This is a genomic window from Polynucleobacter meluiroseus, assembly GCF_900205755.1.
In the GTDB taxonomy this organism is placed as follows: Bacteria; Pseudomonadota; Gammaproteobacteria; order Burkholderiales; family Burkholderiaceae; genus Polynucleobacter; species Polynucleobacter meluiroseus.
This window is the reverse complement of sequence record NZ_OANS01000003.1, coordinates 157483-176630: the sequence shown is the minus strand read 5'-3', so window position 1 is coordinate 176630 and position 19148 is coordinate 157483. Positions and strand designations below refer to the sequence as shown.

The following is a 19148-nucleotide window of genomic DNA, read 5'->3' as shown; positions in this document are numbered from 1 at the left end:
CACTAGATAAAATCTAAATATTGCACTGCAACACAAACTCTAACTGAAGCAATATGACAAATCAAGCAATTTATGCTGCTCTGCAACAAATAAATCATCTAAAAGATATAAATTGAATAAAATCAACGAGTTGAAAAATAAAAAAGATTCTGATTCCTATAAGAAAGTAGCCATTGCAGCCTGTTTTGGCACTTTTTTAGAATGGTATGACTTTCTTACCTTTGCCACCTTGGCCGTGGTATTTGGCCCCTTATTTTTCCCATCTCAGGATCCTGCTACCGGCCTATTAGCGAGTCTAGCTACCTTCGGAGTGGGTATGGTCGTTCGGCCAATTGGGGCGGCAATATTTGGTAGCGTTGGTGATCGCATCGGACGTAGACCCGTGTTCATCATCACAATCTCCCTCATGGGTGTTGCTACGGTGTGCGTAGGCTTCTTGCCCACATACAGCCAAATTGGCATTTGGGCCCCCATCCTACTGGTTAGCCTCAGACTCCTTCAAGGACTATCGGCAGGCGGTGAAATCGGTGGCGGCGCAATCTATTTGACCGAACATGCGGGGGATAAAAATCGGGGATTTAAAACCAGTTTTCTGCAATTAATGGGGCCATTAGGCGTATTAGCATCCACCCTACAAATTACCCTACTGCAACACTACTTAACTGTAGAGGAATTCCAAAGCTGGGGATGGCGGGTACCATTTTGGATTTCCCTCCTTTTGCTGCTCTTAGCGTTTAGAGCGAGGATGGCCTTAGAGGAAACGCCCATCTTTTTAGAATTAAGTAAAACTACCGCACCTTCAAAGCAACCACTACGGGATAATTTAAAAGATCCCCAAACCAGAAAACGAATGTTCCTACTGTTCTTTTGTATTTCTTCAGGTGGGGCAATCCTCTTTTTCTGCATGCAAGTTTATACAGCGATCTTTCTCAAGACTGCAGTGAAGTTACCGCCTGAACTGGTCGACCAACTTAGTGTCATCGCCACCATCACCCTGTTACCGCTCACCGTCTTTGCTGGATGGCTATCAGACAAAGTTGGGCGAAAACCGGTCATTGTGAGTGGCTTATTTTTAGGAGCAGTATTGATATTGCCGGCATTCAATATGATGAGAACTTTAGGTGGGCAGATTTTAGAATCAAATCATAACGGCCACCCAACAATATTCATCGTCGCCATATTAATTGGATTGTCTGCAATTCTTGCGCTAGTAGTCGGCCCCCAAACAGCGGTCTTGGCAGAACTCTTCCCAGCTAAATCAAGAAATAGTGCCGCTACTCTTCCGCATAATTTAGCGGCTGGTTGGATTGGTGGGTTATTGCCACTGATTGTGACTTGGTTAAACCAGAAATGGCTGAGTGATGTTGCGGGGCTGTGGTATCCGACTTTGTTTTTAGCTTTAGCTGCATTAGTTGCCATGTGGCGTTTACCGGAAACTTACAAAGTAGCTCTACTGAGCAAGGAAAATGATGATGCTAGCCCTTGACCATCTTTAACCATGCCTCATCTTTAACGGTTAGTTCTGTGCCAGTAATAATCCGTTTACCAAGTTTTTCATGGCCCGGTTGTTTTGCCTTCTTAATAGTGATGATTGAATTTCGAAATTCAATGGAATCAATCCAACCTTCTGAAATAAATGGGGGTATGGAATGTCCCTCAAAATAAGTAAATAACAAGGTACTTGGCGTAAGCTCCCTTGCCCAAAACTGATAGCTAACCATATCTACTAATTTTTTGAAAAAAGTCAGGGCACTGAACTCATTTAGAATTCCCCCGCCAAAAGAGTTGTCGTACAAGGTATGAGCATCTTCAACCACGTAAATTCCGCCAGGACGAACCAAGGGGAAATAAATTAAGAATGAGTTCAAGATGTCACTTGAAATATGTGAGCCATCGTCAATGATGATATCGAATTCACTGCTAATTTTTCTGATCTTAGTATTAGCCGCCTCAGAATTAGCATCTCCAACCACCACATGAATTTTAGGATCATCATAAACGAGCGAGTTGCATTTTTCATCAATATCGCACCCAACAATGGCTTGCGCATTTGGGAAAAACTTAGCCCATGTATCTAACGACCCACCATTTTGAATGCCAATTTCAAGCAAAGTGATTGGGGCATCACATAGACAAAGAAACAGATCATCGTAATAGCTTAAATAGGACTCCCATTTGTCGCTTAGCTTTCCCGTTTTCTCCAAATGGAGCTGTTTAATTGTTCTCATTTTTTTATCATCACATAATTAAGAACTTAGTTTTTTAAGCTAGATTAAGACAAAACTTTAGAAAAAATCTCATCACGCAATGCTTTTCCATGAAATCCAAAAGAAGTTTCTGGGCTTTGTCCAAATGCTGCATTTGGGGATTCCACTGAAAATTGAGCAGCTAATTGTGGCTGGGGAAACTTGATGCCGGCAGCCAGCATCTGGTCTAAAAAATAATGACAAATAAGAAGATCTTCCGAATGGCAAGGAAAATCTAACGAGTCAAAGTCAATTTTTGCCGTCTCCAGCAATAGCCTTTTACTTCTCAATGAAAAGCCGCCATTGCCCACTTGATTGCTCGACATATTTAATAAGTGATTGCCTGGCTGCAAGCTCAGCTCCATAGGCCAAGGAGCACCAACGTAGTCGTAATCCAAGAACCGGTTTTGCCAACGATCTGCATTGAGAACGAAGCCATCAGCTTGAATGACCAAGCAATGCGGGGTTGATACATATTTGTGCAATTCTTGCAGGATGAATTTGCTATATCCCCTGAAATCCAATGGTGGGATTAGCTCAGCTTTAATCTTGGAATTAACAGGCGCTATTGGCTCTGAGGTTAGAAACTTGACCTCAGCAAACTCGATCTCATGCGAAGAGATGGTGAGTGCCATCAGAGTGGCATCTAATTCCACAGAGCTTACTGCAATGAGAGTGACGTCTGGAAGAGATAGCATGGAAATTGATGGTGCCCCTTGTCCGACTCGAACAGACCACCTACTGATTACAAATCAGTTGCTCTACCAGATGAGCTAAAGGGGCATCAGGTGTTATTTTAGCCTATTTCACAATCGTTAAGGAAGGCCTATTGGTCTTCGGCTTTTCAGTTGCCTCATCTTCACTGCTAGCCAGATGTAAATCACTCTCTTGGGCTTGAGCAGGATCAAATGGGAAGGACATCCCTTGGCCATTTTCTCGGGCATAGATAGCCAATACATGGCTTACTGGCACCATGATCTTTCTTGGAATTCCGCCAAACCTAGCCTGAAAGCTGATCCAATCATTTTCTAGGGCTAGCTGATGACAAGCTTCTAATGAGAGATTTAAAACGATCTCGCCATTCTTCACAAACTCCATGGGCACTTCAACGCGGGAGTCTACAAAGACGGCCATAAAGGGCGTAAAACCAAAATCCGTACACCACTGATGTAGCGCACGGATTAGGTAGGGTTTATTGCTTGGAACGTCAGACATAAACACTCTTTTGTCTGGGTAATGAACCGCTTAGCGGCGCATGACCTTTTCAGATGGTGTCAACGCTTCGATATACGCAGGTCTACTGAAAATACGCTCAGCGTATTTCAGGAGAGGTGCAGCATTTCTTGAAAGATCGATACCGTAGTGCTCAAGACGCCACAACAGTGGAGCAATCGCAACGTCCAACATCGAAAACTCTTCACCCAACATATATTTGTTCTTCACAAAAATAGGGGCGAGTTGAGTCAAGCGGTCACGAATAGCCAAGCGGGCTTTTTCATGGGTCTTTTCAGCGGCTTTACCTTTTTCGTTCTCTAAAGCAGCCACGTGTACAAACAACTCTTTTTCGAAGTTGAATAAGAATAAGCGTGCGCGTGCGCGAGCTACAGGATCAGGCGGCATCAATTGGGGATGAGGAAAGCGCTCATCAATGTATTCATTGATGATATTTGACTCATACAAAATGAGATCGCGTTCAACTAGGATTGGAACTTGGCCGTAGGGATTCATGACCGAGATGTCTTCTGGCTTGTTAAACAAGTCCACATCACGAATTTCAAAGTCCATGCCTTTTTCGAAAAGCACTAAACGGCAGCGTTGCGAGAATGGGCAGTTTGTGCCCGAGTACAACACCATCATAAATTTATTTCCTTAAATTTCTACTTCAACACAACAAATTACTACCAAGATACAAATTGCTTAATGGACATCTTTCCAATAGGCCTTATTCAAACGCCAAGCCACTAAGGTAAAGATCGCCAAGAACAACAGTACTACAACGCCTAGTCTTTTACGTTCAAGTTGGGCTGGTTCAGCCATCCAAGACAGAAAAGCAACCAAGTCAGCGATATTATCATCGTATTCCTGTGGCTTCATCGTTCCTGGGGTTAACTGCTCAAACCCGACAAAGACCTTTTCAACCCTAGCTTCATCATGGGGATCCTTGTGTTCCTCAAACTTCGCAGCCCGTTCGCCCTGCAATTGCCATAAAACATGGGGCATGCCAACGTTGGGGTAAACCAAGTTATTCCACCCAGTTGGGCGATCATCGTCTTTATAGAAGGTGCGGAAGTAGGTATACAGCCAGTCTGCCCCACGCGCCCGAGCCTCAACTGATAAATCTGGCGGAACCTTGCCAAACCAAATCTTTGCGTCCTTTGGGTTCATCGCAACCGTCATCAGATCACCCACCTTCGCATCAGTAAAGATCAAATTGTCTTTAATCTGCTGATCTGTCAGGCCAATATCACGCAAACGGTTGTAGCGCATGCTTACCGCTGCATGGCAGTTTAAGCAATAGTTAACAAATATCTTGGCGCCGTTTTGCAAGGATGCATTTTTTGCTACCCGATCCGGCGCCTTATCTAGAGGAAAGCCGCCCTCATTTGCTTGGGGTGCCTGGCTAATGCCAACTAAGACTACCAGCGCCGTTAGTCGGCATAAGCCCATAAAAGCGTGCAAGGTTTGTTTCATACTAATTCCTGATTTCTCTTTGCCAATGATTCAGGCGTAAATTAATGAGACTCAAAAGTAATGCGTTTTGGAACCGGCTTAAATGTGCCTAGCTTGCTCCAAAAGGGCATCGCCAAAAAGAAGCCCAAGTAATAGATCGTACAAACTTGAGAAATCTTTTCAAATATTGGTGATGGTGGCTGAATTCCTAGATATCCCAAAATCACAAAGGCTACGACGAAAATGCCGTAAATATATTTATGAAACTGTGGACGATAGCGAATCGATTTCACTGGTGAGCGATCCAACCAAGGAAGGAAGAAGAGGATCACAACTGAGCCACCCATGATCACCACACCCCAGAACTTAGCATCTAAGAAATGAAAACCGCCGGCTAAAACCGCCAAAATTACCAAGCAAATACCCCGCACTTTCCAGGTCGTCGCCATTCTGGCGAACATCAACAAAATGACTGCCAAGAAAATCCACAACGGCAATAAAAAGCTTGAAGTAGTGGCACGCAACATAGAGTAGAACGGTGTGAAATACCAGACTGGGGCAATGTGTAATGGCGTCTGCAATGGATTGGCAGGAATAAAGTTGTTTGCCTCCAAGAAGTAGCCGCCCATTTCTGGGGCAAAGAACACAATCAAGGCAAAGATCATCAAGAATCCGCCTAAATACATCACGTCATGAACGCTGTAGAAAGGATGGAAAGGAATGCCGTCTACAGGACGACCTTCTGCATCGAGAGTATCTTTAATTTCTACCCCATCTGGATTGTTGGAGCCCACTTCATGTAGCGCAATGATGTGCGAGGCAACCAAGCCAATCAATACTAAAGGAATAGCGACCACGTGGAATGCAAAGAAACGATTCAAAGTGGCGTCGCCAACGACGTAGTCACCACGTAACCAAAGGGAAAGGTCTGGTCCGATCAAAGGAATGGCGGAGAAAAGATTCACGATAACCTGCGCACCCCAGTAAGACATTTGACCCCAGGGGAGCAAGTAACCAAAGAAGGCCTCACCCATTAAGCACAAGAAAATGGCACAACCGAAAATCCAAATTAATTCACGGGGCTTGCGATAGGAACCGTAGATGAGACCACGGAACATATGCATATACACCACGACAAAGAACAATGAAGCGCCCGTGGAGTGCATATAGCGTATGAGCCAGCCCCAAGGCACTTCGCGCATGATGTATTCAACAGACTCAAACGCTTTTGCGGCATCAGGTTTGTAGTTCATCACCAAGAAAATGCCAGTGATGATCTGAATAGCTAAAACCACAATTGCTAGGGCACCAAAAATATAGAAAAAGTTTAAATTTTTGGGAGCGTAATACTCGCTCATGTGAGTCTTAAAAGTGGATGTCAGCGGAAAGCGTGAATCCACCCAAGCTAATAATTTTTGCGCTGCAGGAGCGTTTGCCGGAACTTCTTTTTCGTGAAATGCCATTTATTTCTCCTTAGGCCTTCTTATCATCGCCAATCAGAATCTTGGTGTCGCTTAAGTACATATGCGGCGGAACCTCAAGATTATCTGGCGCGGGCTTATTTTTAAATACTCGACCTGCCATATCAAAGGTAGAGCCATGGCATGGGCATAAGAAACCACCAGGCCAGGTATTGGGCAAGGAGGGTTGTGCGCCTGCCTCAAATTTGGCAGATGGCGAACATCCTAGATGCGTACAGATGCCGACTACTACGAGATATTCTGGCTTAATCGAGCGCCACTGATTGAGTGCATAAGGTGGCGTTAACTCAGCTTGATTTCGTAAGGAGTCAGGATCGGCTAATTCAGCATCGATCTTGGAAAGTTCAGCAACTTGCTCGGGAGTGCGGCGTACAACCCATACTGGCTTACCGCGCCACTCCACCATTTTCATTTCATCAGGCTGCATGCCCGCGATATCTATCTCAACAGCAGCTCCAGCGGCTTTAGCGCGCTCAGAAGGCTCCAAACTATCTACAAAGGGGTACAGGGCTGCAGCTGCTCCAACACCGCCGACAGCTGTTGTAGCGATCAACCATTTGCGGCGATCTTGATCCATGTTGGGCTTGTCACTCATCTACGAAATTCCTCAGAAACGCTTTTAATGGTGGAAATTACACAAAGTTAGGATTTTAAAGTAAAAAGTGGGGTAAGCGAGAAAGTTGTGGGGTTATGTCGGGTTAATCTCTATTAAACAAGAAAGGAAGCAGTTATGAGCGTTTTAAAAGAATTTCGGGATTTTGCCGTAAAAGGAAGTGTGATTGATTTGGCAGTGGGTGTCATTATTGGTGGCGCCTTTGGAAAAATCGTCGATTCTCTCGTAAACGACATCATCATGCCGGTTATTTCGACTCTTTTAGGTGGGCATATCGACTTTACTAACCTCTTTATTCTCCTCGGAAATGCCCCAGCCAACGTTCCAAATACCTATGAAGCCTTAAAAAAGGCTGGCGTACCCATTTTTGCCTACGGTAACTTCATCACCATATCGATTAACTTCATCTTGCTAGCTTTTGTCATTTTCCAAATGGTGAAGGTGGTCAATAAAGTGCGCGCCTCCGATGCACCGCCCCCACCCCCCACCCCTGAAGATGTGGTCTTGCTTAGGGAAATCAGAGATAGTTTAAAAAAGTAATCATCTACTTCCACTAAAACTCCGGCATAAAACGTGTTAAATCGCCTTTGGCTCTTGTTTGCGCAAGCTGTCACTATTTTGTTGGCCGCATGGTTCATCGTGCAGACTCTCCAGCCCGGATGGATAGGCGATCTATCCACGCGCTCTTTGATACAAGGGGTTTCTTTAAATGAAGCGGCGGATACGGGCCAGCTAAGCCCTGGCTCCTATCATGATGCTGTCAAACGGGCCATGCCGGCGGTTGTGAATATCTTTACTAGCAAAGTGCCAAGCAAAACTAAGTCCAAGGCAGGCAGCCCTAAGTCGGCCGATCCTTTTTACCAATTTTTCTTTGGTGAGCAAGCGCCTGTAGAGAATCCCAGCTCTAGTTTAGGCTCGGGCGTCTTAGTCAGTCCTGAGGGTATTATTTTGACCAACTATCACGTGATTGGTGATGCAGGTGAAATAGAGGTCGCTCTAGCGGATGGCAGGAAATTTAAAGCCAAAATGATTGGCTCTGATCCAGAAACGGATATCGCCGTATTGCGGATCGATGCAAAACAACTACCCACACCGATTACTCTTGGAAAAATTGATTCTGTTCATGTCGGTGATGTTGTTTTGGCAATAGGTAACCCGTTTGGTGTTGGTCAAACCGTCACCTCAGGAATCGTGTCAGCTTTAGGTAGAGATCACTTAGGCATCAATACCTTTGAGAATTTTATTCAGACTGATGCGGCCATTAATCCCGGAAATTCTGGTGGGGCACTCATTGATACTCGCGGCCATCTCATCGGTATTAATACCGCCATCTACTCAAATAACGGTGGCTCTATGGGCATTGGATTTGCAATACCTGTAAACCTTGCCAAACAAGTCATGGAATCCATTCTAAGTAACGGCAGCATGACGCGTGGCTGGATCGGTGTAGAACCCCAAAACCTCTCGGCAGAACTAAATCAATCATTGGGGCTACCAGCCAAAACCGAAGGCGTTCTATTGTCAGGAGTGCTTGAAGGCGGCCCGGCTGATCGTGCAGGCGCTAAGCCTGGTGATGTTCTTACAACTATTAACCGTCAAAAAATTCAGGATGTGCGTGGCTTACTTAATCAAGTGGCTCAACTTGGTCCCGGAGACGATGTCAATGCCATGGTACTTCGCAAAGGCAAAGAACTGAGTTTAAATATTCAAATTGGTAAACGGCCTAAACCAAAGCCAGAGAACTAGCCCTCTAATACAATTCCCCCACATCAATATTCTCTGGTTCCTTTCCGGCGAGATGGTTTGCATGCATCACTTGATACGCCCTCTCAATATGCTTGGTAGTTTGTGGACTATCAAAAAGTGGAGTTATCAACTTATTGGCTGTTACTCGCTTCCTTATGGCCTGCAAATCCTCTGGATATGTAGCCAACCTCACAGCCAAATCCTCGTACTCTGAGACGGTTTGCGCTATGAGGTCTGGCATATCAATTGCCTTTAAGATACTCCCCGCCATTCGGCTTTGAAAAGATTCGCCCATGCGAGTAATCACGGGCAACCCGGACCAAAGCGCATCACTAGCAGTAGTACCCGCGTTATAAGGGGATGTATCCAAAAATAAATCTGCCAATTTATATCTAGCTAAATACTCAGCAGCAGGCAAGGCCCCGCCAAATACCAATCTATTAGGGTCAATGCCTTGAGCAGTAACTGCCCTCCTGAGATTGCCAGAAATTTGCAGATTGGATTCATAAAGCCATAAAACACTGCCCTCTACTTTTTTTAGAATGCGACACCAACTCAAGAAAACCTTCGGGGTTATTTTGTAGGTATTGTTGAAGCAACAGAATACAAAACCTTTCTCGGGGAGCCCCAGATCAGCTTTTGTAAATTGACGGTCAGAACTCATCCTCTGCCTGTCATTTACCTGAAAGCAGTTGGGGAGATATGCAATTTTTTCAGAAAAATATTTCTGCTGATTTGGTGGTATGACTTCATGGTCAGCGAAGATATAGTCTATGTAAGTGCTACCTAAGGTTCCTAAATAACCTAGATAGCTCGCTTGTATTGGAGCCGCCCTGCGCTGGAATATCCCGCTACGTGAATGCTCTGTATATCCACCTAAATCAACTGCAATATCAATCCCCTTTGATCGAGCCAAATCCACCACTTCTTGGTCAGTTAAGGTCGATACGTCGATGAATTCATGAAATGATTTTTTTAGCCTTTTTGTCATCTCATCATGGTTCTGGAATCCCAATGAAAACGCGTAAATTTCGAACCCGTTTTTATCATGCAGTTCGAAAAGTTCAGCAGTTAAGTTAGCTACCGCATGGTTACGAAAATCAGCAGAAAAATAGGCGACCTTAATCTTGGAATCACCGCCGCTATTTAAGCCTAAATAGTCAAACTTTTCGTTGTGATTTCTTTGCGTATAAATTTCCGCCGCTTCTTTTTGAAGCTCAGGCCTATCAACCAAACTTAAAAGATGAAACGGGTGAATAACCTCTCTATGCTCCTTCACCCCGTCTTCTAAAGTTGATAGATTAGCTTCAAAACTTTTCCAATCACCAATTTGCATGTGTATGTGGGCTATATCCCCAAATATAAAGCCTGCGTTTGGATTAAGTCTCAGGCCCTCCTTCAGAGAGGTGATTGCTTCCAGTGGTCTTCCCAAAAGATTTAAATCGAGCCCCCTGTTTATCCATGCATTGCTAAATTGTTTATTTAATTGAATTGCCTTCTCATAGAACTCTATGGCCAATGTCTCTGATCGAAGGTCGTCGTACATTCGGCCGATATTGTATAAAAGCTCTGGAGAATCTTGCCTTATTAACGCTGCGCTGAGGAACTTATCTAGAGCCGCTTGTTTTTTCCCAACGTGAGCATATGCGGTAGCTAAATCATGGAGAACCTCAAATGATTCCGGCGCAACAATATAGGCTCTTTCTAAGAGCGATATTGCTTTCACAAAATCCTGCTTCTCCAACAGTAGGGAGCTGCATTCATAAAGGACGGATAAAGGACAATAGTGCAACTCCGTAATTTCTAGTAATAATTGAAGAGCCTCATCCTTATTACCGCTATTTGCCAGCGCATACGCTAAAAGCTCTTTACCTTGCACGTTATGAGGGTTGGACTTGAGCGCCTTAGAAGCGCAAGTCTTTAGTTTTAAGTAATCCCCCCGCTGAAGCGCCTGTACGGCGTCAGATATCAGCCTTGGAATATCTGAACTCATGTCTTTACTTTACCTTTTAGTCAAAATCCCATCATGAATTAACCTTATTCTAATGTGATGAGTATTAAGCGGGTATAAAAAAACCCACTGTGTTGCCACAGTGGGTTAATTTAATGCAGATCCGATTTTTAACTAGCCTAAGCTAGCATCCAATTAGAAAGTGTGACGCACGCCTACAGCGTAGTCGTTAGAGTTGTAGCTTGTCTGGTTCGCATTGGCACCGAACATCTGGTTAGATGTACGCTGCTGGCCGTAGATCGCATACAAGTTAGTACGCTTGCTCAACCAGTAGTTAGTACCCAACTGGAAGCCACCGAAGTTAGCTGCATTGCTGCCAGTGCCAGTAGTAACAACCAAAGCATTAGTTCCAGAGTAAGCTTGAGAAACTGTTAACTTACCTGTACCAAAGCTTGCCCAAGATTCAACAGTTGGAGTGATGTATGAACGCACACCGATCTGTTGAGCTGTACGTGCAACGTAGTTATTTGGATTGTTTACATCCAAAGTCTTACGATTTACATACTGCAAATAACCCTTCAAAATGCCAAAGTCATAAGTTGCGGCGTAGTACTGTTGATTGTCCTTGGCATTTTGTCCGTAAACTGTGGTGCCACCGAAACCACCTTGGATTGGGTTGCCAGCTGAATATTGACCAGCTCCGTTAATTGTTGATAGGCCTTTGTCAGTAAACTGCTGGTAGTTAGCTGTTACCAATAACTTTGTCCAAGTGTAGTTCACACCTAAACCGAAGCCGTTATTGTTAGTAGTGCCGCCAGTAATAGCTGTTGTTGCCGCAGTGCCAGTGCCAGAAGTAACAGTAGCTTGGTTTGCATTCTGATTGTTCATAACGTAGAACGCGTTACCCTGGAAGCCAGCAAAATTATCTGACTGGAGGGACAACATGTTGTTGGCGCGAACAGTGTATGAAGTATTGTCTTGCTGACCAGAGAACTGAACTGATCCAGCAGTTGTTGTACCTGTGCCGCCAGACAAAGCTGAACCATTTACTGGTGTGTTAAATCCAGGCTTGTCATAAATAACGTTACCTTGCATGTTGTTCTGCATGCCAGGATCAGTTGCTGCAACAGCATTGTGGATTGTTGTGTACTGAGTACCCAATGCGAATTGACCAACACCATGCTTCTTCAAACCAACAAAAGTTTGACGGTTAGAGGAAGAAACGTTTGTTTGGATTGCGTTTTGAGCGTTAGGTGTAATAGCTGTTTCAATTGTGAAGAAAGCAGATAAACCGCCACCTAAATCTTCGTTACCTTTAAAGCCTAAACGTGATGTAGATTGAGCACTTTGACCGAACTGGCTGTTTGTCTGCTGAGCAACTGTACCGCCAGCTGTTGCTGCGTTGTTAGCAATTCTGCTGTTTTGACCGATATAACCAACATCCAAAATACCATACACGGTTACTGAGGACTGAGCTTGAGCTGCACCAGCAAATGCTGTTACTGCAGCGATTGCGAATAGCGATTTTTTCATTCTTTAAATCTCCATAAATTGAAAGTAATGCCCTAATAAAACTGGGACTCATGAATTTTGCTCGTATTGACTTGCAAGACTGAGGGTAAGGGCAAGTAGGAGCTCTTTTTGCTTGTCAAAAGGCAGTTTTTTGGCTTTCTTCGTTGTATCTCGGCAACAAGGGCTTTGATTTCTGTCTTTTAACGCTGTGGAATGCCAAAATTGTCATATGGCAAGTCGAGAATTCTTAAAAACCCTGGGTTATGCCAGGTTAGGTGACGTATCTGCGCAACAAAAGCTCGCTGTAGCGTATCTTAATGGAGACTTCAAAACACCCATTCAGCCTAGTAACGCCCTGATTTGGCTAGAAAAATCCTACATTACCTTAATTAATCAATCTAGAGACAGTCAAAGTGCCTCTGCTAGCCAAATCTCTGAATTGCAATCCATCATTGCCAAGGTTCCCCTATCGGCCTGCTTTAATTCTCCCGCATTTGCCTTTGGCTGGGATTCGTTTCTGCAATTGGCCGCAGAAGATGGGGTAACGCAATTTTCTGAAAGCGTAAGAGATGCCGCGCGGTGGCAGCTCATTCACTTACTTATAGACCCAGTTAATCAGCTAACGCAATTAGAGCTACCTAAGTGGCTTAAGAAGCGCCATGGATTAGGGCTCAATCCGCAATTTGCCAATTATGAATTGAGTGACTTCAAAAAATTAGCAAGTCAATATTTACCGGTGCTCGCAGAAAGTCAATCTGACTTTGCGCCTAAAGCGAAAGAGCTTCTAATTAAACTGCAGCCCAAGAATGAGGCGCTGTCATCACTTTGGAATGCTTGGCATAAACATAACAATGAAGATGCGTTGATTCAAGCTGCAGAGCTTGGACTTACTGTTGCGAAATTGACTCTCGGACTGCGCTTAGCTCAGCTTGATGAAGTTGGGTCGCCTGAGAAAAAGAGGAAACAGAAATCTAACGCTTCTTTAAAGAAAGCGGCATATTGGCTTGAACTTGCCGCCAAAGATGGTGACCGGGATGCCTGGTTTGCCTTAGGTGAAATTTATCGCAAGCCGCAGTTCTCCGGATACAACGCCACTGAGAGTGATCGTTGCTTTGATCGCGCGGCAGATTTGGGTCACGCCCAGGCACAGTTTCGGAAAGGCGCTAATCTTTGGCGCAAACGTGAAAAGCTGGAAGAACAAGTGCGCGGTCTGCAAGCCTCCTACTGGGTTTGGCAGGCACACCAGCAAGGAGTGCCAGAGGCAACGGAGTTGCTCGGTAAAATTTTAGAAAATACTGCTAGCTCAGGTCAGAACGACTGGCATGACTTCGCTATGTATAGTGACAAAGCGCTTAGTCATGCGGAACATAAGCTCGATGATGAATGGGTCTTGATGTGCCATCGTCTCATCATTGCCAACCACTTTAATTTAAGCAAGGCAGAACTATTGTTGTGCGAAGTAAGTCAATTGCAACACGAGCACTGTGTGGTGGTAGATATTCGGTTTGAGTTACCGAAGATATTGCCCAGATTGATTCAGATAAATACCACCCAGCAGCGACGCTCCTTGCTTGCGGCAGGCAAGGCGTTTGCGGGTGTAGATGCGGAGAGGGAAGGCAATCTTCGTCAGCGTCGCTATCGCTTCGATCGAGTAACAGAGTGGCTGCACTCCACCTTTGCTAAAGCTGCAGATGGAAAGGTTGCCTGATTTATGAGCCTTAAATAAGTCTAAACCAAGCGATATTGTGTGACTAATGCCGGAGACTTCCTACTGCCTTATCCTCGATAAAAGCCCTTGCATTCAGTATTCGTTCGATTACAATTTAAGCATGTATACGATTAAAGAAACGCCTGAGTTCCAGGATTGGCTCGACGGCATCCGTGATCTAAAGACGAGAATCAGGCTAGCCAAACGCCTAGCAAAGGTTCGCAACGGCAACTTAGGGGATACAGAGCCTGTAGGTGATGGAATAAGTGAAATGCGTGAGCATTTTGGTCCAGGGTGGCGAATGTACTACATAAAACAAGGAAAGATTATTATTGTGATGCTGGGTGGTGGAGATAAATCGACACAAGCTGCGGATATAAAGGCCGCCAAAAAAATACTAAAAACGTTGGGGGAGTTATGAAAACCGATAAAGAAATTAAAAGAGCAAAGATTGATGCGCTACCTAACTTTGATATGGCGCGCTATTTAAATAGCGATAAGGCAATTACGGAATACCTAAACCAAGTGCTAGAAGAAGGTGATGATGCATTGCTAGCAGAAGCGCTTGGAGATATTGCCAGAGCAAAAGGCATGGCGCAAATTGCTCAATCCACAGGCATTACACGTGAAGCACTTTATAAGGCATTAAGACCAAACGCTAAACCCCGTTTTGACACTATCAGCAAGGTTATTGGGGCTCTTGGGATCAAATTAGTTGCACAAAGAGCTTAAATCTCTTCAGTCTTGGCTTTTCCCTAAATGAACCGCTTCGATGAACCAGTCTGAAATTAATGAACTCATAGCTTGAGATTTGTGCCACCAGAATAAAGTCAGCGTACCTACTTAGTCTTCCAGCAGTGGTTAATGAGTTTGATATAGAGTCGATTGGACTTACTTCTGATGAATCATCAGTTCAAAGTAAAAAACAATTTTATTGATCAGCCGCTAAGTTTGCGCTGTTTCTGAAGTGTGATCCGCTTCATCGCCGTCAGGTTTGGGCACATAAAACCGAGCGACCAATAAACCTAACTCATACAGAATGACCATCGGCACTGCCAAGAGTAATTGCGACAAGATGTCTGGCGGCGTAACGACAGCGGCAACAATAAACGCGCCCACAATCACATATGAACGAATTTCTTTGAGCTTTGCCAGGGTGACTAAGCCCATGCGTACCAACACCACCACTACAACAGGCACTTCAAATGTAATGCCAAAGGCCAAAAAGGTAGTCATCGCAAAGCTTAAATAATTATCGATGTCGGTTGACATCTCCGCACCTAAGGGCGCGTTATAGCTGGCCATAAATTTAAATACAGTTGGAAATACCAAGAAGTAAGCAAACGCCATGCCCACAATAAACAAGGTGTAGCTACTCACCACCAAGGGCACTATTAATTTACGTTCGTGCAAATACAAGCCGGGTGCAATAAATGCCCATAGCTGATACATCACTATTGGGAGCGCAATGATGAATGCGACTAGCATGGTGACTTTCATGGGCACAAAGAATGATCCTGTGACATCAGTCACGATCATCTTTCCTCCTGCGGGCAGCGCTTCGAGTAAAGGCTGGGCAAACAAATGAAAAATATCTGGCGCCCAATACACTAGGCTAACAAAAACGATCAAGATCGCTACGCCCGCCTTAATGACCCGATCGCGTAACTCATATAAATGTGAGAGGAATGATTCTTGTAAACCTGAATCTTCAGATGAGGTGTTTTGCGTCATGAATAAGTAAGGTTATTTGTTGGCGCTATGGTGGAAGCGCTTCATACGCGCTGCGCCCGATTGCACCCGTGTACGCATGCCAGTCGAATGCTTAAACCAAATAGGTCTAGCAGCACGCCTTACACCCCAACTATTGCGGCCTTGACGCTTGGATTTGCGCAATACTTCTTTTTCATCAAGCGCGGGCTTGGTGTAGTCATAGCCAAGGGTATCTGCTTGATCACTTAGATGAATGTTCGCTTCATTCACAGTCGATTGAATGCTGTTCTCGACTTCTTTTAAGACGGCTGTACTTTCCTCGCGCATCTTTTTAAATTCTTCTACTTCCATCTGACGAGTCACTTCAGACTTGACCTCGTTCATATAGCGTTGCGCTCGGCCCAATAAGTTACCCGCCATACGCGCCACTTTTGGCAAACGCTCCGGCCCGACCACCACCAAGGCGACTACCGCGATGAGCGCAAGTTTAGATACACCTAGGTCAATCATGTAATACCTACATCAATGCCTGCTTGCCGATTGATCACTTATGAATATCTTTGGCTTGCACATCTACTGTTTTGTCAGTTGGAGTGATTGCAGCAGCTGCATTTTGTTGAATTTGTTCCTGAGGCTCTTCAGCAGTTTTCATGCCATCTTTAAAGCCCTTCACAGCACCGCCCAAGTCTTGACCAATATTGCGTAATTTTTTGGTGCCAAACACCAACATCACGATCACTAGAACAATTAACCAATGCCAAATGCTGAATGAACCCATTTCAATCTCCTCGGATTATTTTTTCCACGGGCGTGGTCCGCCCAAAACATGTAAATGTAAGTGATAGACCTCTTGCCCACCATCTGCACCGTTATGCACCATCACCTTAAAACCGCCCTCTTTGCCGCTTTTGCAACCCTGTTCTTTGGCAAGTTTCGGTGCTAATTCCATCATTCTACCTAGCAATGGCACATCGCTAGGCTCAGCTAACTCCAACATGGGAATATGTTTTTTTGGGATGATGAGTAAATGTATTGGGGCAGCGGGGTGAATATCCTTGAATGCGAGGATTTCTTCATCCTCGTAAACCTTCTCCGAAGGAATTGCACCCTGAACTATTTTGCAAAACAAGCAATCTGCATCATGAAGCATGGATATTCTCGCTTTATTTTCTTAAGCTTTTTTGACTTACTCAGGATTGGCAGCTTTTCTGGCTGCCTTTTCTTCTATTCCTGAATTTCCTAGGCGGCTTTCAAGCTCAGTAATCACATCCTCTGGGCGCAACCCAAACTGTGACAACGCAATCAGACAATGAAACCATAAGTCAGCCATTTCTCCAACGAGGAGCTTTTGCTGTTCTGGCGCCAGTTGCGCATGCCGAGAATCCTTGGCAGCCATCACTGCTTCAGTAGCCTCTTCCCCAATTTTTTTCAGGATGCCGTCATCGCCCTTGGAAAAGAGTAAGGCGGTATACGACACTTTGGGGTCCGCATTACCGGCTTTAAAAGCATCGCGTCTTTGATCCACGATATCGGCTAAATTAGCTAAAGCAGAATCTAGATTAGTGGATTTGTTGGTGGAACTAGTCATCTAGAGATTTTATGTCTTTTTACAGGGCAAGCACGACTACTTTTGCGCATCGGCCTCATCTACCCAGGACTCTGATTTCGAATCCCACACCCTAAAGAAGCAACTGTGCGCTCCAGTATGGCAAGCGATGCCGTCTTTTTGCTCCACCAGTAACAAAAGCGTATCGCCATCACAGTCAAGCCGAATTTCTTTAACAGTTTGGGTGTGACCAGATTCTTCGCCCTTATGCCACAACTTTTGACGGGAGCGCGTCCAATACACTGCCTCGCCAAGACGAAGAGTGGCCAGCAGTGCATCTTGGTTCATCCAAGCCATCATTAAGATGTCTTTACTGCCCACTTCCTGCGTAATGACTGGCACTAGACCTTGATCGTTCCAGGTAACGGACTTTAAAAGGGTTTGATGTTGTAAGTTTGTAGTTGTGTCTGACATTGGCTCAATTTTGACAGAATTGCTCAGTCTTACCTAAATAAGCTTCACTTATGCCTTACTGCAGTAACCCATTTCACTATATGGACAACACTTCGTATTATGTGTATAGTGTGTATATTATTTATAATTTGCTAATGAATAGCAAAGAACTGATCAAGGCCCTAGAAAAAGATGGGTGGGTACTGCGGGGCTCAAAAGGCTCGCACCATGTTTTTAATCACCCCGCTAAATCTGGTCACATCACCGTTCCACACCCCAAAAAGGATCTGGGAATTGGGCTGGTTCAAAAGCTACTAAAACAAGCGGGAATTAAATAGGGGAGTAATGATGAAATATCCAATTGCTATTGAGCCTGGCAGCGATAAGGCGGCATGGGGCGTGATTGTTCCTGATTTAGAAGGATGCTACTCGGCAGCCGACAGCGGAATTGATGAAGCCATTGAGAATGCCAAAGAGGCGATCGAGTTGTGGATTGAGATGGCATTAGATGAAGGTAAAGACATACCTAAAGCCAGCTCCATTACCGATCTACAAAAAAAGGGGGGCTACAAAGGATATATTTGGGCAATTGCGGAAATCAACCCGGCTTTGCTGTCGGACGAGATTGAAAGGGTGAATATTTCTCTTCCCAAAAGAGTGCTTGCAAGATTAGATGCCAAGGCAAAGTCAGCGGGTGAAAATCGCTCGGCTTTTATCGCCCATATGGCGATTAGCGCATAAACACACAAGCTACATCCTTACTGGAATTCCTTGGCTCGCCATAAATTCTTTGGCCTGCTGAACAGTGTATTCACCGTAATGAAAAATGCTGGCTGCTAAAACAGCATCGGCATGCCCCTTGGTAATGCCGTCAACCAGGTGTTGTAAGTTGCCTACCCCGCCAGAAGCAATCACAGGCACAGTGACAGCATCACTCACCGCAGCAGTTAATGCGAGATCGAAACCATCCTTACTGCCATCCCGATTCATGCTGGTCAGTAAGATTTCGCCTGCGCCGCGCTCTGCTACCTCAACTGCCCAAGCAACTACGTCGATACCTGTAGCATTTCTGCCACCGTGGGTAAATACTTCCCAATTACCCGCTTCTGTCTTTTTGGCATCTATCGCTACAACGATGCATTGCGAACCATAATGAGCCGCTGCATCCGAGACTAAGTCTGGATTAGTAACAGCAGAGGAATTCATGCTCACTTTATCGGCGCCGGCATTGAGTAAGCGCCGCACATCGGCAACAACCCGAACTCCACCGCCAACCGTTAAGGGGATAAATACTTGTGATGCCACCTCTTCAATGATATGCAAAATAAGATCACGCCCGTCCGAGGTGGCAGTGATGTCTAGGAAAGTGAGCTCGTCAGCGCCTTGGGAGTCGTAGCGGCGGGCAATCTCTACTGGATCGCCAGCATCGCGCAGACCGACAAAGTTCACTCCCTTGACAACCCGTCCTGCAGTGACATCAAGACACGGAATAATTCTTTTGGTCAGCAC

Annotated in this window: 24 protein-coding genes and 1 tRNA gene; 8 read left to right on the top strand and 17 right to left on the bottom strand. The window is 44.9% G+C overall.

What is annotated here, in order from left to right; all coding sequences use genetic code 11:
* The first annotated feature begins 112 nt into the window (after positions 1 to 112).
* Positions 113 to 1486 (top strand): MFS transporter, encoded by a 1374-nt coding sequence (locus CP950_RS06320; RefSeq protein ID WP_096673442.1) that lies wholly within the window; start codon positions 113 to 115, stop codon positions 1484 to 1486.
* Here the strand turns inward: CP950_RS06320 and CP950_RS06315 are convergent.
* The 8 genes from CP950_RS06315 to petA all read right to left on the bottom strand — a co-directional run bounded on the left by CP950_RS06315 (position 1476) and on the right by petA (position 6992).
* Positions 1476 to 2228: a class I SAM-dependent methyltransferase gene (locus CP950_RS06315; RefSeq protein WP_096673440.1), complete on the bottom strand. Its 753-nt coding sequence runs from the start codon at positions 2226 to 2228 to the stop codon at positions 1476 to 1478. The genes CP950_RS06320 and CP950_RS06315 overlap by 11 nt on opposite strands.
* A 44-nt stretch (positions 2229 to 2272) precedes the next feature.
* Positions 2273 to 2944 carry a DUF5672 family protein gene (locus CP950_RS06310; protein WP_096673438.1) on the bottom strand — a complete coding sequence of 224 codons (672 nt, stop codon included), beginning with the start codon at positions 2942 to 2944 and terminating at the stop codon, positions 2273 to 2275.
* Between the two features lie 9 nt (positions 2945 to 2953).
* A tRNA-Thr gene (locus CP950_RS06305) sits at positions 2954 to 3029 on the bottom strand.
* Between the two features lie 18 nt (positions 3030 to 3047).
* Complete coding sequence (locus tag CP950_RS06300) at positions 3048 to 3461, bottom strand: ClpXP protease specificity-enhancing factor (protein ID WP_096673436.1); 414 nt, start codon at positions 3459 to 3461, stop codon at positions 3048 to 3050.
* A gap of 30 nt (positions 3462 to 3491) precedes the next feature.
* Positions 3492 to 4103 (bottom strand): glutathione S-transferase N-terminal domain-containing protein, encoded by a 612-nt coding sequence (locus tag CP950_RS06295; protein ID WP_096673434.1) that lies wholly within the window; start codon positions 4101 to 4103, stop codon positions 3492 to 3494.
* A gap of 60 nt (positions 4104 to 4163) precedes the next feature.
* On the bottom strand, positions 4164 to 4913 hold the full coding sequence (locus CP950_RS06290; protein WP_207760235.1) for a cytochrome c1: 750 nt from the start codon (positions 4911 to 4913) through the stop codon (positions 4164 to 4166).
* 65 nt (positions 4914 to 4978) lie between these two features.
* Positions 4979 to 6379, bottom strand: coding sequence for a cytochrome b (locus tag CP950_RS06285; protein ID WP_096673429.1), 1401 nt, complete (start codon positions 6377 to 6379; stop codon positions 4979 to 4981).
* A 10-nt stretch (positions 6380 to 6389) separates the two neighbouring features.
* A complete protein-coding gene (gene petA / locus CP950_RS06280; RefSeq protein WP_096673427.1) occupies positions 6390 to 6992 on the bottom strand; it encodes a ubiquinol-cytochrome c reductase iron-sulfur subunit in 603 nt (200 codons plus the stop codon).
* A 135-nt stretch (positions 6993 to 7127) separates the two neighbouring features.
* Here petA and mscL point away from each other — a divergent pair, with 135 nt between their 5' ends.
* Positions 7128 to 7550, top strand: coding sequence for a large conductance mechanosensitive channel protein MscL (gene mscL, locus CP950_RS06275; protein ID WP_096673425.1), 423 nt, complete (start codon positions 7128 to 7130; stop codon positions 7548 to 7550).
* Positions 7551 to 7583: 33 nt separating this feature from the next.
* Positions 7584 to 8756 carry a Do family serine endopeptidase gene (locus CP950_RS06270; RefSeq protein WP_096673424.1) on the top strand — a complete coding sequence of 391 codons (1173 nt, stop codon included), beginning with the start codon at positions 7584 to 7586 and terminating at the stop codon, positions 8754 to 8756.
* A 4-nt stretch (positions 8757 to 8760) separates the two neighbouring features.
* Here CP950_RS06270 and CP950_RS06265 read toward each other — a convergent pair whose 3' ends face one another.
* Both CP950_RS06265 and CP950_RS06260 read right to left on the bottom strand, forming a co-directional pair.
* Complete coding sequence (locus CP950_RS06265) at positions 8761 to 10749, bottom strand: O-linked N-acetylglucosamine transferase, SPINDLY family protein (protein ID WP_096673423.1); 1989 nt, start codon at positions 10747 to 10749, stop codon at positions 8761 to 8763.
* 153 nt (positions 10750 to 10902) lie between these two features.
* On the bottom strand, positions 10903 to 12240 hold the full coding sequence (locus CP950_RS06260; RefSeq protein WP_096673422.1) for a porin: 1338 nt from the start codon (positions 12238 to 12240) through the stop codon (positions 10903 to 10905).
* Between the two features lie 208 nt (positions 12241 to 12448).
* Here CP950_RS06260 and CP950_RS06255 point away from each other — a divergent pair, with 208 nt between their 5' ends.
* From CP950_RS06255 to CP950_RS06245, 3 genes are all read left to right on the top strand, one after another.
* A complete protein-coding gene (locus CP950_RS06255; protein ID WP_096673420.1) occupies positions 12449 to 13927 on the top strand; it encodes a tetratricopeptide repeat protein in 1479 nt (492 codons plus the stop codon).
* 121 nt (positions 13928 to 14048) lie between these two features.
* Complete coding sequence (locus CP950_RS06250; RefSeq protein WP_096673865.1) at positions 14049 to 14348, top strand: type II toxin-antitoxin system RelE/ParE family toxin; 300 nt, start codon at positions 14049 to 14051, stop codon at positions 14346 to 14348.
* Complete coding sequence (locus CP950_RS06245; protein ID WP_096673418.1) at positions 14345 to 14659, top strand: addiction module antidote protein; 315 nt, start codon at positions 14345 to 14347, stop codon at positions 14657 to 14659. The genes CP950_RS06250 and CP950_RS06245 overlap by 4 nt, the downstream gene beginning before the upstream one ends.
* Positions 14660 to 14872: 213 nt before the next feature.
* Here the strand turns inward: CP950_RS06245 and tatC are convergent, their stop codons facing one another.
* Genes tatC through hisI form a run of 6 tightly spaced genes read right to left on the bottom strand, consistent with a single transcriptional unit; the run spans position 14873 to position 17660 of the window.
* On the bottom strand, positions 14873 to 15661 hold the full coding sequence (gene tatC / locus CP950_RS06240) for a twin-arginine translocase subunit TatC (RefSeq protein WP_096673416.1): 789 nt from the start codon (positions 15659 to 15661) through the stop codon (positions 14873 to 14875).
* A 12-nt stretch (positions 15662 to 15673) separates the two neighbouring features.
* Positions 15674 to 16150 carry a Sec-independent protein translocase protein TatB gene (gene tatB, locus CP950_RS06235; protein WP_096673414.1) on the bottom strand — a complete coding sequence of 159 codons (477 nt, stop codon included), beginning with the start codon at positions 16148 to 16150 and terminating at the stop codon, positions 15674 to 15676.
* A 34-nt stretch (positions 16151 to 16184) separates the two neighbouring features.
* Positions 16185 to 16418, bottom strand: a complete 234-nt coding sequence (tatA, locus tag CP950_RS06230; protein WP_096673412.1) for a Sec-independent protein translocase subunit TatA — start codon at positions 16416 to 16418, stop codon at positions 16185 to 16187.
* A 15-nt stretch (positions 16419 to 16433) separates the two neighbouring features.
* A complete protein-coding gene (locus CP950_RS06225; protein ID WP_096673410.1) occupies positions 16434 to 16790 on the bottom strand; it encodes a histidine triad nucleotide-binding protein in 357 nt (118 codons plus the stop codon).
* Between the two features lie 36 nt (positions 16791 to 16826).
* Positions 16827 to 17228 (bottom strand): phosphoribosyl-ATP diphosphatase, encoded by a 402-nt coding sequence (locus tag CP950_RS06220; RefSeq protein WP_096673408.1) that lies wholly within the window; start codon positions 17226 to 17228, stop codon positions 16827 to 16829.
* Between the two features lie 36 nt (positions 17229 to 17264).
* The gene (gene hisI, locus CP950_RS06215; protein WP_096673406.1) at positions 17265 to 17660 is read right to left on the bottom strand and encodes a phosphoribosyl-AMP cyclohydrolase; all 396 of its coding nucleotides are present in this window, start codon (positions 17658 to 17660) and stop codon (positions 17265 to 17267) included.
* Positions 17661 to 17794: 134 nt separating this feature from the next.
* Here hisI and CP950_RS06210 point away from each other — a divergent pair, with 134 nt between their 5' ends.
* Together CP950_RS06210 and CP950_RS06205 are read left to right on the top strand one after the other, a co-directional pair.
* The gene (locus CP950_RS06210) at positions 17795 to 17977 is read left to right on the top strand and encodes a type II toxin-antitoxin system HicA family toxin (RefSeq protein ID WP_096673862.1); all 183 of its coding nucleotides are present in this window, start codon (positions 17795 to 17797) and stop codon (positions 17975 to 17977) included.
* Positions 17978 to 17987: 10 nt separating this feature from the next.
* Entirely contained in the window at positions 17988 to 18380 is a 393-nt protein-coding gene (locus CP950_RS06205) for a type II toxin-antitoxin system HicB family antitoxin (RefSeq protein WP_096673404.1), read from the top strand.
* Positions 18381 to 18389: 9 nt separating this feature from the next.
* Here the strand turns inward: CP950_RS06205 and hisF are convergent, their stop codons facing one another.
* The gene (hisF, locus tag CP950_RS06200) at positions 18390 to 19148 is read right to left on the bottom strand and encodes an imidazole glycerol phosphate synthase subunit HisF (protein ID WP_096673402.1); all 759 of its coding nucleotides are present in this window, start codon (positions 19146 to 19148) and stop codon (positions 18390 to 18392) included.